Annotated in this window: 14 protein-coding genes; 3 read left to right on the forward strand and 11 right to left on the reverse strand. The window is 50.3% G+C overall.

Going from position 1 to position 14395, the window contains the following annotated elements:
* Positions 1-134: 134 nt before the first annotated feature.
* From bshC to WFJ73_RS09050, 4 genes are all read right to left on the reverse strand, one after another.
* Positions 135-1772 (reverse strand): bacillithiol biosynthesis cysteine-adding enzyme BshC, encoded by a 1638-nt coding sequence (gene bshC, locus WFJ73_RS09035; protein WP_336772707.1) that lies wholly within the window; start codon positions 1770-1772, stop codon positions 135-137.
* A gap of 143 nt (positions 1773-1915) precedes the next feature.
* Positions 1916-2311, reverse strand: a complete 396-nt coding sequence (locus tag WFJ73_RS09040; RefSeq protein ID WP_015845475.1) for a DUF3397 domain-containing protein — start codon at positions 2309-2311, stop codon at positions 1916-1918.
* Between the two features lie 26 nt (positions 2312-2337).
* On the reverse strand, positions 2338-3291 hold the full coding sequence (locus WFJ73_RS09045; protein WP_336772708.1) for a ketopantoate reductase family protein: 954 nt from the start codon (positions 3289-3291) through the stop codon (positions 2338-2340).
* A gap of 115 nt (positions 3292-3406) precedes the next feature.
* Complete coding sequence (locus WFJ73_RS09050; RefSeq protein WP_127498522.1) at positions 3407-4057, reverse strand: RsfA family transcriptional regulator; 651 nt, start codon at positions 4055-4057, stop codon at positions 3407-3409.
* A 266-nt stretch (positions 4058-4323) separates the two neighbouring features.
* Here WFJ73_RS09050 and WFJ73_RS09055 point away from each other — a divergent pair, with 266 nt between their 5' ends.
* Positions 4324-4560 (forward strand): DUF2626 domain-containing protein, encoded by a 237-nt coding sequence (locus tag WFJ73_RS09055; RefSeq protein WP_015845478.1) that lies wholly within the window; start codon positions 4324-4326, stop codon positions 4558-4560.
* Positions 4561-4611: 51 nt separating this feature from the next.
* Here WFJ73_RS09055 and WFJ73_RS09060 read toward each other — a convergent pair whose 3' ends face one another.
* Positions 4612-5769, reverse strand: a complete 1158-nt coding sequence (locus WFJ73_RS09060; RefSeq protein WP_336772709.1) for a class I SAM-dependent methyltransferase — start codon at positions 5767-5769, stop codon at positions 4612-4614.
* Between the two features lie 93 nt (positions 5770-5862).
* Between WFJ73_RS09060 and WFJ73_RS09065 the strand changes: the two genes are divergently transcribed.
* Positions 5863-6963: a hypothetical protein gene (locus WFJ73_RS09065; protein ID WP_336772710.1), complete on the forward strand. Its 1101-nt coding sequence runs from the start codon at positions 5863-5865 to the stop codon at positions 6961-6963.
* On the opposite strand, the gene WFJ73_RS09070 is transcribed toward WFJ73_RS09065, so the two are convergent.
* Positions 6935-8194, reverse strand: coding sequence for an extracellular solute-binding protein (locus WFJ73_RS09070; RefSeq protein ID WP_336772711.1), 1260 nt, complete (start codon positions 8192-8194; stop codon positions 6935-6937). The genes WFJ73_RS09065 and WFJ73_RS09070 overlap by 29 nt on opposite strands.
* Before the next feature lie 355 nt (positions 8195-8549).
* Positions 8550-9881: a PhoH family protein gene (locus WFJ73_RS09075; protein ID WP_127498531.1), complete on the reverse strand. Its 1332-nt coding sequence runs from the start codon at positions 9879-9881 to the stop codon at positions 8550-8552.
* A 115-nt stretch (positions 9882-9996) separates the two neighbouring features.
* Between WFJ73_RS09075 and WFJ73_RS09080 the strand changes: the two genes are divergently transcribed.
* The gene (locus WFJ73_RS09080; RefSeq protein ID WP_336772712.1) at positions 9997-10539 is read left to right on the forward strand and encodes a YhcN/YlaJ family sporulation lipoprotein; all 543 of its coding nucleotides are present in this window, start codon (positions 9997-9999) and stop codon (positions 10537-10539) included.
* 307 nt (positions 10540-10846) lie between these two features.
* Here the strand turns inward: WFJ73_RS09080 and WFJ73_RS09085 are convergent, their stop codons facing one another.
* From WFJ73_RS09085 to typA, 4 genes are read right to left on the reverse strand one after another with little or no spacing between them, the layout of a single operon-like run.
* Entirely contained in the window at positions 10847-11893 is a 1047-nt protein-coding gene (locus WFJ73_RS09085; RefSeq protein ID WP_336772713.1) for an LCP family protein, read from the reverse strand.
* 18 nt (positions 11894-11911) lie between these two features.
* Positions 11912-12184, reverse strand: coding sequence for a hypothetical protein (locus WFJ73_RS09090; RefSeq protein WP_336772714.1), 273 nt, complete (start codon positions 12182-12184; stop codon positions 11912-11914).
* Entirely contained in the window at positions 12181-12495 is a 315-nt protein-coding gene (locus WFJ73_RS09095; protein WP_127498539.1) for a YlaH-like family protein, read from the reverse strand. Before WFJ73_RS09095 ends, WFJ73_RS09090 begins: the two co-directional genes overlap by 4 nt.
* Positions 12496-12524: 29 nt before the next feature.
* Positions 12525-14363, reverse strand: coding sequence for a translational GTPase TypA (typA, locus tag WFJ73_RS09100; protein WP_336772715.1), 1839 nt, complete (start codon positions 14361-14363; stop codon positions 12525-12527).
* Positions 14364-14395 lie beyond the last annotated feature (32 nt).

The following is a 14395-nucleotide window of genomic DNA, read 5'->3' on the forward strand; positions in this document are numbered from 1 at the left end:
TCCTACAACATTCTTACCACAATAGAACTTACAAGTTTCACGACAATCGAAAACTGAAGTTCTATTTGGCGATTAAACCTACCTCTAAACGCGGTCGCCCATCTTCGAATTGCCTCGAGATAGGTTTACTCACATCATAAATAGACGAGCTGATGTCCGCCTGTCGGACTGAACGGAAGCTCAAGCAGCTTCTCCAGCCATACGGATCCGTAACGGTTCCAATAACCGGACATGTTGATTACTCTCTCCTGCGGTTTGCCGCTTGGCCAGAGCGAAAGCGCAATGCGGTCAAGCTGACGTATCGATGCGTCGTATTGCTTATTGAATGCATCCTTCGTTTTCGCTTCCAGATACTCGATCTGCTCAACTATCTTCTGGCGGTTCGTCTCGCCCAGCTTCAGAAGACCCGGCTGAATGGAACCGGCAAGCTCAAGCAGCGGCCCGTACATCGCAACAAAAGACTGCTTCACGTCTTGGAACCGCTCTTCGATGGAAAGCTGGTCCTGCTCGGACAGCCACGTTTGCTTGCGGGCTTCGAAACGCTTCGCCACATCCTCGAATGATAGTTCATATTTCATCATATGCTTCGCAATGGTACCTTCTACCAGCGTAAAGGACATTCGCGGCACAATAATCGGCATTTCCATTCCTAGCTTACGGAAAGCTTCGCCGGTTAATGCCCAATACGCGATTTCGCCCGGGCCCAAAACGGTACCAAGCACCGGGAACAAATAATCCTGCATAATCGGCCTTGTGAGCACGTTATTGCTAAGCTGGGAAGGCTGTTCGTCTGCCAGTTGAAGCAGCTGCTCCTTCGTCCAGAAAGCCGTCGCTTTCCGGTCTTGGAACTGCCCGCCGCGCTTGTGCAGCAGCGTCCGTTCATCCCCGTTCGCCGGGTTAAATACAAATAGGTTCGCGCTGCCTTCCACGACATCCGCCTGCAGCTGGTAACCAAGCGATTTCACTTTCTCCGCCGCGGATTTATAGGCTGCTTCGAGCTCATCGTTCTCCTCAATAATGCGGCGGAACATCGGCGATTCGATTCTGCGTAGCTTTGGATCATCCGCATCCAGAAGAACAAGGCCTTCCTTGCCGAACAAAAAGGCCAGAATTCCGGCAAACATGTCCGATAACGACCGGGATTGTCCTGCAATTTGCCTTAGCTGCTCAAGCAGACCAGGCTTAAAGTCGGAATGCGGAAGCGTCTGCTCGAGCTCCTCCAGCAGCGCGTTCCAGCTGTCCGTATCCACAGCCGTACGGCTTACGGATGTTCTTGGGCCTTCAGGACGCTGCACGGTCAGCTTGCGCAGCTCCTGCTCCGCATTCAGCACGAACGTATGATTCGCTTCATCCCAATCATGATCCTCGCCCGCGATCCAGAAGACCGGCACAACCGTTCGGCCCAGCTTCTCGGAAGCCCATTTAGCCCCGCTGACGATGGAAACCGCCTTATGTATCACGAGCAGCGCTCCTGACCACAAGCCGGCTTGCTGTCCGCCAATAACAACCGGGGCTCCTTCCGCAATAGCGCGGATTGAAGCGTCAACCTCCGGCGTTGTATACGGGCTGTTGTATTGGCGAAGCACTTCGGCTAATTCCGCCGGGTTCGCCCGGCTGCCCGATAGCTCCTCCAGCTTCTTCAGGCGCTCTGCCCAATCCTGCTCGCGTCCGGCATGATAGCCGTACAGCGAATCGATATTTGCGTCCGTCCGATGTATATAAGCCTCTGTTAAAGGCTGGGCGCTTGGCAAGTCATAATGTTCCGTATTCATAGCGCAGCCAGTTCCTCCCAAATCGATCATATATTTTTGTAAAACTGTAACCATTCAAGCAACAATTTGATTGTACACAAAGGATAAGCCGCACGTCAAAAGAAAAAAGACCCGCAACCTCTTGGTTACAGGCCCTCAAGTGCTTACGCGGAAAAGATTTTTTGTCCGATCGCAATAAACATCAACAGCAGATACGCCATACTCATCGTAAAGAAACCCAGACGCCACACGGCGCGAAACACCCGCTTCACGTTTACGTTACCGCGTTTGCGGAACTGCATATTGCCCAGCAATCCGCCGCCAAGCAGCATAAAAAGAATTATAGCATACAGTCCGAAGGAGCTGTTAAAGATGGAATCGAACAATACAGCCACGCATCCGATCAGAAGGGCGGTTGTAACATCCATCGCCAGCTGGAACGCTTTTTTTCTATCGTCCGAAAACATGCCATACCCGAAATAAACCAAAAGAAACGGAATGACAGGTATTACTGCCAAATAGGCGTAGACATATTTTATGCTGTCCCATAAAAAGCCCATGTCATCCGCACCTTTCCTCGTTGTTCTTAATGGAGCTGCTTCACGAGTGTCGTTACGGCATCATTTAACGGCGAGGCTATGCCTAAGCGTCTTGCAAGCCCGGAAACTCCGCCGTTTATCCAGTCGATCTCCGTCTGCCGCCCTGTCCTCACGTCACTTAGCATGGAAGAAACGTTAGCCGCCGTAGCCGCGCATACCTGCATCACAAGCTGCCATCCGTTATCGCCTGACTTCATCCCGTCTGCCGTAAGAATGGCCGATGTTTCCTCGAACAAGGATCTCATCAGCGTCAGCCTTGACGGATGCTGCGGCAGCTCTCCGTTAGTCGTATCGTAAATCGCCGTAAGCGGATTAATAACCGCATTAATAAGCAGCTTTTGGTAAATCCTGTCCTTCATCTCATTCGACAAACCCGCACGGAATCCTGCCGATTTCAGTATATTTAGCAACAAATTTTGGAGATTATCGTCCTTTTTGTCTTCCGCATACGCCCCAAACCATAAAGGACCGTCCCCCGTGTGCCTAACATGGCGAGCATCATCGAGCCGCCTTGCTCCAACAGAAGTAACGCCCGCATAGATAAGCGCACCGGGAAGAGATGCTGCGAGCTTGTCCATATGACCGATTCCGTTCTGAAGGCACAATATCGCCGTCTTCCCGCTGCTTAACAGCCGAAGCTGATCCAATAGCCGATCATCGATATGGCTTTGCTTAACCGTCAATAGGATCCAGGCTGAGGATTGCTCGGCATCGGCTCCGGCTTGTCCTGCCCAACCCGGTTGAAGGCTCGCAAGAGAATAGCTGTTCACCGCAATATCCCGAACATCCCCATTCAGCATTTCCAGTTTGATTCCTTCCGCCTGGAGCCGCTCCGCCTGCTTGTCCGTTCGTGTCCACACCGTAACCTCTTGCCCCGTCTGAGCCAACAGACCGGCGTGCAGGAGACCAATCGCTCCGCCTCCGACTATATGTATCTTCAAACTCGGATCACCACTTCGGAAGTTTTGAGCATAAAAAAAGTATGCCCATATATAGCATACTTGTTTCCAGCTTAAAAGCGAACACCCCGCCGTACATCGCCGGCGGGGCTTTCACCTATTCAATTCGTTCCAAATTTCCGTTTGCATCCATTTTAAACCGAGGCTTTGCTTCCTCTTCATGCGTCAACACCGCCAGACGGCGTGCCCGGTCCATAATTTGAATCAATGTTTTATAATCATCATTGACGGCCCGGTAATCGGTTTGAACATTATTTACTTCTCTAGACAATCTCTCATTCTCTTCGCGCAAACGATCAATTTCATCATCTTTTTCCTTCAGTTCTTTCTCGAAGGATTTGATTTGACGGCTTACGTCCTGATAAGTGGTCTTGAACTGTCTAAGAAAACGGATAATGGAATCAACGGATAAACCTTCTTCCGTCGTTACCGCATTAGCGCTAAATGCTCTTTCTTCTGCATCGTAAACGGCAATAGAAGAGACATGCGGGGTTGCGACAATCGCCTGTTTTTTCAAATAATTGCGCTTCTGGCGCTGCTGCTTGGCGATTTGAATCGCTTCTTCGTAACGTTTGCGGACACAGCTGTTCCAGCGGAATCCGCAAGCCGCCGAAGTCCGTCCTATACGTTCCCCTACCTCTTCAAAAGCCGCTAGCTGGGTACTACCTTCTCGAATATGGCGTAGTGTAACTTCGGCGAGTATGAGATCGTCGTCGGGACTCCACGCATCTTGTCTGACTGCTGTCATGCGACCAAAACCTCCTTACGTAAAGGCGCTTACTTTATCTCTATGCCCTTGGTAGAGTTCATAGAATCTATCGGATACTAATTTGTATAACCAAATTTCAAAAAGCTCATACATAATTCATCCGATTAAGGAGCAAACTGATATCGTAACGCTTTCAATTTACACAAAATAGTTGATTTTGTTCGTACTTGCTTGTTTACACTGCCAAATTCAACCGTTATAATGTACAATAGAAATTCGGGTCAGAGCGAAGGGGGGATGGTTTCATGGCACGCATGTATCGGGTACTCGGTTTTTGGACTCTTGTGATCGGCTTGATGGCCTTCGCAGGTCACATGACTGAATTCGCACTTCTGTTTTTTGCACAAGCGGTAGCTTTCGTTTTCCTGGGTTATCTCAAATTTAGCGAACGAACATACATACTCATGTTCTGGGGATATATGGCAATTTCGTTTGTAGGCTTTACTTACTGGACCGTATTCAAGATGGGCAACCCATTCTAAAGTTTGCGAACGGCAAAAAAGGTGCAGCTCCTTCTGGAGCGGCACCTTTTCTCATTTATCCAGCACAAGCACCTTAAACGTCTCGCTCATTCCGTCGCTGAGCAGCAGCTGGCGCACCGCCCGGTTCGTTCTGGCCGCTTGGCCGAAAGGGTCGGTCTCCGAATGATTTTGCAGGAGCTCTAAGGCCCCGTAATCAATAAGAAACTGCTTCTGGGTACCGTAATAGGCAATTCGCCACCCGCTGGCTTCAGCGGCATGGCGGAGCGACGTAAACGGCACATGCGCCGTTATATCCTGCTCTCCGATCCGAAGGTATGGCTCGTCGGAAGCGATATGATCCGAATAGCACAGCAAGGTCCCCTTCATCCGGTGACTTGCCGTATATTCCTCCGCCTCATGACCGTAATCGATAATAATAACACGACCTTCTCCCAACACATCGGCAATACTTGCAAGCCATTGCTCCGCATCGAGATTAACCTCCGTCTGCTGTCCTTCCGTTAGCCGGATACCGCTTTTTCGCAACGAGGCGGCTATCCGTTCATCCGAGAGCGGCATATGTACCTCGTAAAAGCCATCCTCCGCATTTCCGGCTACGCCAAGCTCAACAAGCTCTCCTTGCTCCACCGCCACCCGATTCACCGGAAAGGCATCCAGCAGCTCATTGGCGAGCACAACCGCAGGCAGCTCCTGCCAATGCCCCCCGCCCTGCATCGCTTCTTCAGAAGACAGGAAAAGCGCCGTATAGCTTGAATTTGAACGGATAACCCGCTTCGCTTCCTCCAAATGGCCAGGATGATCATCGACCAGGACAGACCGGCATTGAGGATCGGAAGAGTATTCTGCTCTTGCTCGCCAGGCTTCTTGGATTTGCATCGTAAGCCGCCCCGTCCCCGCTCCCCATTCCACAAGCTGAATGTGGCCTTCGGCAGTATGGACGGCGTAATCAAACACGTAATTCGTCAAGCAATGCGCCATCACGGCACCTACGGCAGAGCTGGTGTAAAAATCGCCTTCCCGCCCTATTCGCACAGGTCCTGAGCGGTAATAACCGTCTTGCTTGTCATATAAACATAGACGCATATATTGTTTGAATGTCATGCAGCGAAGGTCTGGAGAGTCCTTGCTGCCCGCCCGCCAGCCGACCGCCGGCATCTCGGCTATCTGCTCCGAAATCCGGCTGATTAACGATTTTTTGCCTATTTTCACCTGCTCAACTCCCGCTTATAAGATATAATAAATGGAACCGTCGCATAGAATGGTAGCTGTACAGGCCTAGCAACGTAAGAAAGGAGGCGGCTGGTGGCTTTCCATCGCATTTATGTTCGCGGCAGATGGCTCTTTATCCTTCTTGTTATTCTTATGCTTGCCATCTGCAAGCTTCCCGTCATGGCCGAGCCGCAATTGACGGAGGACGAGCAAGTCAATCAGATTTTGGAGAAGAGCTTGTCTATCGTTGAGATTGACAAAGAAATTGCACGCATACAAGCAGAAAAAGAAAAGGTTGCAGGCGACATGTCCGTCACCGACAAACGGATTGTACAGCGTGAGCAGGAGATCAAGGAGAAGCGGGAAGAAGCGGGCAAAGTGCTTCGCGCTTATTATATGGGTGAACGCGAGCTTCTGCTTCGCGCGATTATTTCCTTCGATTCGATTCACGATTTATTCGCTATGCTGGACTACGTGGACATTATTTTTTCGAGGGACCGGAACACGCTGGATTCTTACACGAAGGAATATAAGAGCTTGAAAGAGGAATACGCCAAATTGGACGGAAGAAAAACGGAGCTTGAGGATATTGAAAACCGGCTTCAAACCCAGCGCAGCCGGGTTGCGCAGCTGGAGCAGCAGATTGACGGCCAGCTCGCCGGACGTTCCGATGCGGATCGGCTTCGCCTCCTGATGCAAGAGTTGACGAATTATTGGGAATCGGCCGGACTTGAAGAAGTGGAGCAGTATTTCGACGCTTTGTCCAAAGCGATGAACAAGCTGCCAAGTTGGATTGAGGACAATAAGAAGTACCTGGAGATAAACGGGTTTAATTATACGATTCATATTCCGGAAGACGCTTTGAACGCTTTCCTTCGGGAGCAGGATAAACGGTTTGACGATTTCTCCTTCCGGTTTGAAGACGGCAAAGTAATCGCATCTGGCAAGCACGACAATATGGAAATTGCCGTCTCCGGTCATTATACCGTGGAAGAAAAGCCGAAGAACGGCATTGTATTCCATGTCGATGAGCTGTTGTTTAACGGTTTTGCACTGCCTGACACGACACGGAAAGCACTTGAAGACAAATTTGATCTCGGCTTTTATCCCGGTGACATCATTAAATTCATACAAGCTAAATCAGTTGAAATGAAAGACAAGGAGCTTACCGTTTATTTGAAGATGAAGCTGTAACCGATTGGATAAAGGCGGCAATGTCTGTTGCCCCGCTCGCATACAGCTGCCAAGAAGTTTCCCATCGGCTCCATTCCTTATGCCAGTTCGGGGCAGGCGGCTCGCCGATTGGTTCTTCATTTAGCAAAGGCAACCACCATGTAGGCGGATATTGGGCCGTTGAGCCCGAATATCCGCCTATTTCGTATATCGAATTTTTCGCAGGCAATTTGCCTAGATGTTCGTAATTGCGCCCCTGCTCGGTCACGCTCGTCATCTCTTTAATCCAGTTGAAGGCCGCGTCCGCCCTATCCGTATTTGCCGAGACAACAAAGCTGCGGCTCCCAAGCCATAAGTTGCGAAGCTTAACCTTGTCGATTAACAGCTTATCCTGCTCGGACTGGGATAGTGCTTTATAATCCGACCACGATACGACCGAGACAAGCAAACGCTGATTGTCCATCTCAGTGCCAAGCAAGCGTTTATTAACGGCTATTGACGGTATCGCCAAAGAAGCCGTCTCCTCCAGACGATTAGCCGACTCATCATTCAGGATTAAGGCTGCTGCCCCGCGTTTGTCCGCGCTGCTCCAGGCATCCAGCCAAGCTGCCGTTCCGCTGAAATCGGCAGGCAAATAAAGCAAGGACGCCGGCGCAGCTCCGGAAGCCGATAGTCGGTCCGCGAGCTGCAGAAAGCTTGTCCAATCCTTGGGAGGATCGCTCATGTTCTGCTCGCTCAGCATAGCCTTGTTCCACACAAGGATGGACGGGTCTGCGTCAAAAGGAATACCCCAGAGATAGCTGTTCCACTTGAGCGGTGCAAGCAGCTTGGCTGGCTGGTCGGATAAAGTGCTCGCCGTATTGACGCTATCAACGGGCTCAAGCAGGCCCATAACGGCGAACTCCCTTACCCAGCCGCTGTCCATCAGCATAATATCGGAGGAAGCGCCAAGCAAAAGATCTTGCTTCCAGGCGGCATACGCTTCTTCCTTCGATTCGATATTCAGCAGTTCCACTTGGATGTTGGGGTATTTGAATCTGAATCGTTCATTTGCCTCTTCTAAATAAGCAAATTGCTCAGGCGACATGGAAACGGTTACAACAATGGATTCCATCGGCTCATCATCACGCTCGTTAGCGACAGGTCCAGTATTTGCGTCATGGGAGCTGCCGCTTGATGATGACGGCTTATGCGGGTCCATGTTGGGAATAAGCAAAATAACGGACAACAGCACTGCTCCTGCAAGGATCATCACAAATCTCCTTGTAGCCACACACTTCTCCCTTTCCGATATATCTTAAGCCCCCGAATTCTAGTCTATTAAAACCTATCATAGCAATAAAACGTAGAGTTGTCCAAACAAGTCTAGGACTTTATCCCCCCCGTCCTATAGGTTAATGGGGCAAACTGCGTATTTGAATGTTCTTCCGATCGCCATTGCTCGGGGATTCCTCTCATCCACAATGACAAGGAAGTAATCCCCCGAGCAAAAGCGACCACTACGTTTCTCCAGAATCATTCAAATACTCCGTTTGCCCTATTAACCTTTGCCTTTAAACAGCAAAGAGCAGTGCTGGGATTCCCCGGCACCGCTGCTTTTGGAAAAACTATAGAAGATCTGCTGCGAGCTGAGCAAGCTTGGAACGCTCGCCTTTTTCAAGAGTGATGTGACCGCTTATCCCTTCGCTCTTGAAATGCTCTACGATATGCGTGAGACCGTTGCTGACGGCGTCCAGATAAGGATGGTCGATCTGCTCCGGATCGCCCATCAGAACGATTTTACTGCCCTCTCCTACGCGGGAGACAATGGTTTTGACCTCATGCTTCGTTAAGTTCTGAGCTTCGTCGATAATGATGAACTGCCCCGGTATCGAGCGTCCGCGAATGTAAGTAAGCGCTTCGACCTGGATGCTTCCGAGACCCATCAATATTTTATCGATGTCGCCGGATTTCTTGGTATCAAACAGATACTCCAAATTATCGTAGATCGGCTGCATCCATGGGCGCAGCTTCTCTTCCTTCTCGCCCGGCAAGTAACCGATATCCTTGCCCATCGGTACAACCGGGCGGGCAATCAGCAGTTTTTTGTATTTATGCTCATCCTCCACCTTCAAGAGGCCGGCGGCAAGCGCAAGCAGCGTCTTGCCTGTGCCGGCTTTGCCGGTCAGGGTGACAAGCGGGATTTCATCGTTGAGCAGCAGCTCAAGAGCCATGCGCTGCTGAGCGTTGCGGGCCGTAATTCCCCAGATCGGATCATTGCTTAAGAACAACGGCTCAAGGCGTACGCCATCCTGGCTGACCTTCAGCAGGGCGGATTTGGAGGTTCCCATCTCATCCCGCAGAATTACGAATTCGTTAGGCTTCAGCCTGGCGATATTCTGCATGCTTTTGACCGTCAGGAAGCGGTACGTATAAAATTCGTCGATAACAGACGGATGGACAAACAAGGTCTCGTAGCCGGCATAAAAATCAGTCGTGGACACGGTCCGGTCGGACAAATAATCCTGGGCTTTGAGGCCCAGCACATCCGCTTTGATCCGGACCAGCACATCTTTGCTTACAAGAACGACAGTGCTGGATTGTTCGTTCTCCAGCTGTTCCAAGTGATAGTTGAGCGCGACGGCAAGAATTCGGTTGTCATTGGTCATTTCTCCAAACATCTCTTGCACTCGCATGAAACTCCGATGATTAAGCTCCACCTTTAACAGTCCGCCGTTAGGAAGCGTTATGCCCTCGTGTAGATGCCCTTCCACCCGCATACCATCGAGCAACCGGGATATGGAACGCGCATTGCGCCCTAGTTCGTCTGCCAGCCTCTTCTTGGAGTCGATTTCTTCCAACACCACCGCGGGAATGATGACTTCGTTATCCTCGAAGGCAAAGAGCGATTGCGGATCATGAAGCAGCACATTAGTGTCGAGCACGAATATTTTTTTCATGAGAACCCTCCCGGCGTCGGTCATTCAATAGATAGACATACATAGCCATACTTGGCTGCGGGTACACTACATTCTGATTAGACGATGTGCAACAAGAAAAAGAGGTGGAATCAACATGTACCGGAAACTTATTGCGGCGATCGCTATTGCGGCAATTACAGCTGGCTGCGGCAACGCCCTTCGAAACGAAACATCACCCTCTCCTCAAAATAATGGCTCTGTTCGCGCACAGCAGACAAGTCCTCAGAAAAAAGAAATTGCGAATCCTGAGCAAGTCTCCCGGCATTTGGAACAGCTGGCCATGGGCATCAAAGGTGTCACGAATGCGCACTGCGTGGTGCTCGGAAACACTGCCGTGGTTGGGATCGATGTCGACAGTAAGCTTGATCGCTCCAGAGTCGGCACAATCAAATATTCCGTCGCCGAAGCTTTCCATAAAGATCCTTACGGCATTGATGCTATCGTAACAGCCGATATGGATTTGTCACAGCGGCTGAACGAAATCGGTGCGGACATCCGCCGCGGCAGGCCGATCAGCGGCTTTGCGGAAGAGATGGCTGACATTATCGGCCGTATCGTACCGCAGATCCCTCGAGAGGTTATGCCGCAGGATCCGGAAGTACAACAGCGAGCCAACAATTTACACAATCTTCATTAGCTTGTATACCACGCCATAAGACACAAAAAGCCTAGTGATCATATCACTAGGCTTTCCTTACGACAGTATGTCCGTTTGGACAAGCCTGTCATCAGTTTATTCGATTCCATCCGGATACATGCCGAGATCGGCACACAGATGCATTCTTCAGCCGCAAGGCTCAAGAGGTTTCCCGAGCACTCGTCGCCGCTTCTTCTATTCAATGTGAATGTCGCGGTTACGGCTTTGGGCATCCGCATGACCTCCTCTAGGAAGGATTTCATATCCGTACACCTATTATAGCGGTAAAGTAACCGCCAGTCTATGGTTATTCAGCCATTTTCGCTTGCAAAGCTGCACGAGCTTCGCTGAGCTTGGCCTCATCCAGATAAACGTACGGACTCTTCCACACGCCTTCTAACGGAATGAATTGCACATCTGAGCTGCTGATGCCGAAATACGTCTTCATCAGGTTCTGAATTTCCTTCGGCGGCATGTCGATTTCCATGTTGTCGCCAACAGCATCAATGACTTCGCCCATTTTCGTTATTCCGCTTAGCGATTTCATCTTGTCGACGATCTTCGCTACCACTTCGCTCTCGCGCTTGTTGCGGTCGAAATCGCTGGACATGTTTTTGCCGTCATTCGATTTCCGGTAACGGACAAAATCAAGCGCTTGGTCTCCGTTAAGCTTCTGGAAACCCTTCTTCAGATTGATGTTGGTACCGTCATAATTATCGACGTATCTCATATCCATATCGACGTTCACTTCAATGCCGCCAAGAGCGTCTACAACGTCCTCGAAGCCCTTAAAGTTAACAACCGCCGTATATTTCAGATCTACGCCAAAAAATTTGCCCAGCATATCCCGAATCGCGCGTTTTGCATCCTCTTCCGCCGCTTCCTTGTCCATGCCTTTTTCGGAACGTGCTTGGCTAAAGAACGTTGCGTAGTTGGCATTCGCCTTGCGCTCGCCATAACCGTCCAGCTGCAGCAAGGAGTCGCGCGGAATCGAAATGACGGTGGCAGATTTGGAATTGGGATTAAAGACGGCAACCATCATGACGTCGGTGTTCATGCCGCCGCCCTTGGCCCTTGTATCGAGGCCAAGCAATACCATTCCGACAGCTTTCTTCTTGACGGATTCCGCAGTCGGAATCTTTACGTCATCGTTTGATACTGTGCCTATTTGCTGAATCGCATTGTTCGCCTTGTTAGCCAAAAATCCGAAGTATGCCACGATAATCAAAATAACAGCTAAAAATAGCAGTAACACGACTTTCCACACGCGTCTTTTCTTCGGTTTCTTAGGCGATCTAGGAGCGGTCTTGGCATTTGCTCTCCGGGAAGGCAGTTCAGCCGAGCCTTGCGTCATAGGATCATCACCTTTATGTCAGTTATATTTCGGATTGGACCGGATATCAACGAGAAGCTGCTCGGCAGCTTCCCGCGGATACATTTGCAGCTTTGTGCGTCCGTTGCGCTCATATTTGACATGAACCATCGTCGCATCCGTTGCCGAAATATGCGGATTGGAAACCTCGTGGTCTTCCGACAAAATTTGCGCGAAAAAGTCACGGGTATCCAATGCCGCCCGATCATCCGGCCGGTCTTCGGCTACGATATGAATCTGCAGCCAGTTGAACAAGGCATCATCAAACGTCATTTGCCTGAATCAGCTTCCTTTACGGCGCCGCTGTCGGCCCGATTATTTTTCCATTTGTCGTAGAGCTGCCGGCCGCGAAGCATAAGCATCATAAGCACGGCAATTCCCATACATTGAATAATAGGAAGTTTATCAACCTGCAGGACCATCAGCACAAACGAGCCGATGGCCATCAGGATGTAGACAAGTACTTCTTTTAGGATCGGAAGCTTCTGATTGTTAGCCCTGAACACTTTGTTGAAGATATAAATCGTAAATCCAAGAATAAGCAAATACGATACGGCGTGATGGTCGCTCAACCATTGCTGCATGCCGTGACCCCCTTATGCCTGCCAGGTGATTATGCGTTTGCTTGCGCCATTTTGCGGTGCTTCTCGGCACGCTCGCGCTCGCTCTTATTCAAGATTTTTTTACGCAGACGAATCGACTTCGGCGTAATTTCGCAATATTCGTCATCGTTCAGATACTCGAGCGCTTGCTCAAGGGAGAACAGACGAGGCGTTTTGAGCTTGACGGTATCATCTTTACCAGCGGAACGCACGTTAGTCAGTGCCTTCTCTTTACAGATGTTTACGATGATGTCGTTATCGCGGGTATGCTCGCCAACGATCATGCCTTCGTAAATTTCTGTACCTGGCTCAACGAATTGAATACCGCGGTCCTCTACGCCCAGCATGCCGTAGAAGGTCGATGTTCCTGTCTCGCTCGATACGAGTACGCCTTGGTGACGGCCGCCAACTCCGGCTGCAAGTGGACCGTAGCTGTCGAATGCATGGTTCATAATGCCGTAACCGCGCGTCAAAGTCAGGAACGAAGTACGGTAGCCGATCAAGCCGCGTGCAGGAATGATGAATTCCAGACGTACTTGGCCACTGCCGTTATTGATCATGTTGACCATTTCCGCTTTGCGCGTTCCAAGGCTTTCCATAACGGCGCCCATGCTGTCTTCCGGAACGTCGATCAGAAGACGTTCGTACGGCTCGGATTTAACGCCGTCAACTTCCTTGATAATAACTTCCGGTTTCGACACTTGCATTTCGAAGCCTTCACGGCGCATGTTCTCGATCAAAATGCCAAGGTGAAGCTCACCGCGACCCGACACGATAAAGGCGTCTGGGCTGTCTGTCTCTTCAACGCGCAGCGCAACGTCCGTCTCAAGCTCTTTGAACAGACGCTCGCGAAGCTTACGGGAAGTAACCCATTTACCTTCGCGGCCCGCGAACGGAGAGTTGTTGACAAGGAACGTCATTTGCAGCGTAGGCTCATCGATCTTCAGAACCGGCAAAGCTTCCGGTTTCGCAGGATCGGCAATGGTCTCGCCGATATTAATGTCTTTAATACCCGCAATCGCAACGATGTCGCCTGCGCCTGCTTCTTCAATCTCGATACGCTTCAGACCCTGGAAGCCAAACAGCTTCTCGATACGGGCTTGCTTCACGGCACCCTCGCGGTTGATAACCGCAACGGATTGACCTTGACGAACGATACCGCGGTTCACGCGGCCAACCGCGATACGACCCAGGTATTCATTGTAGTCAAGCAGGGTTACAAGGTATTGAAGCGGCTCATCAACCGTTTCGGTTGGATGAGGAATGTGGCTTACGATCGTTTCGTACAAAGCCTGCATGTTGTCATCTTGCTTCTCGGGATCAAGGCTCGAAGTACCCATCAATGCGGAAGCATATACAACCGGGAACTCCAGCTGATCGTCATTCGCGCCAAGCTCGATGAACAGGTCGAGCACTTCATCAATAACTTCCGTAGGGCGGGCATTCGGACGGTCAATTTTATTAACGACAACAATTGGCGTAAGGTTGCTTTCGAGTGCTTTCCGCAATACGAATTTTGTTTGCGGCATGCAGCCTTCAAACGCGTCGACAACGAGCAATACGCCGTCAACCATCTTCATGATCCGTTCTACTTCACCGCCAAAGTCCGCGTGTCCAGGTGTATCGACGATATTAATCAGGTAGTCTTTATAAGTAATCGCCGTATTTTTCGCCAGGATGGTAATACCGCGTTCGCGTTCCAAGTCGTTGGAATCCATTGCGCGCTCCTGTACAGCTTCATGTTCTCTGAATGTACCTGATTGCTGCAGCAGCTTATCGACCAAAGTTGTTTTGCCGTGGTCTACGTGGGCGATAATCGCAATATTCCGGATGTTTTCTCTTGCTTGCATAACTAATAATCCACTCCATTTTGTCTAATTTT

This window comes from Paenibacillus sp. MMO-58 (genome assembly GCF_037146255.1).
Lineage (GTDB): Bacteria > Bacillota > Bacilli > Paenibacillales > Paenibacillaceae > Pristimantibacillus.

Excerpts from the sequence above, each read along its gene's own strand:
- bshC (WP_336772707.1), bottom strand. The coding sequence starts at position 1,772 with ATGAATACGGAACATTATGACTTGCCAAGCGCCCAGCCTTTAACAGAG.
- WFJ73_RS09040 (WP_015845475.1), bottom strand. The coding sequence starts at position 2,311 with ATGGGCTTTTTATGGGACAGCATAAAATATGTCTACGCCTATTTGGCA.
- WFJ73_RS09050 (WP_127498522.1), bottom strand. The coding sequence starts at position 4,057 with ATGACAGCAGTCAGACAAGATGCGTGGAGTCCCGACGACGATCTCATA.
- WFJ73_RS09055 (WP_015845478.1), top strand. The coding sequence starts at position 4,324 with ATGGCACGCATGTATCGGGTACTCGGTTTTTGGACTCTTGTGATCGGC.
- WFJ73_RS09070 (WP_336772711.1), bottom strand. The coding sequence starts at position 8,194 with ATGATCCTTGCAGGAGCAGTGCTGTTGTCCGTTATTTTGCTTATTCCC.
- WFJ73_RS09075 (WP_127498531.1), bottom strand. The coding sequence starts at position 9,881 with ATGAAAAAAATATTCGTGCTCGACACTAATGTGCTGCTTCATGATCCG.
- WFJ73_RS09080 (WP_336772712.1), top strand. The coding sequence starts at position 9,997 with ATGTACCGGAAACTTATTGCGGCGATCGCTATTGCGGCAATTACAGCT.
- WFJ73_RS09085 (WP_336772713.1), bottom strand. The coding sequence starts at position 11,893 with ATGACGCAAGGCTCGGCTGAACTGCCTTCCCGGAGAGCAAATGCCAAG.
- WFJ73_RS09090 (WP_336772714.1), bottom strand. The coding sequence starts at position 12,184 with ATGACGTTTGATGATGCCTTGTTCAACTGGCTGCAGATTCATATCGTA.
- WFJ73_RS09095 (WP_127498539.1), bottom strand. The coding sequence starts at position 12,495 with ATGCAGCAATGGTTGAGCGACCATCACGCCGTATCGTATTTGCTTATT.
- typA (WP_336772715.1), bottom strand. The coding sequence starts at position 14,363 with ATGCAAGCAAGAGAAAACATCCGGAATATTGCGATTATCGCCCACGTA.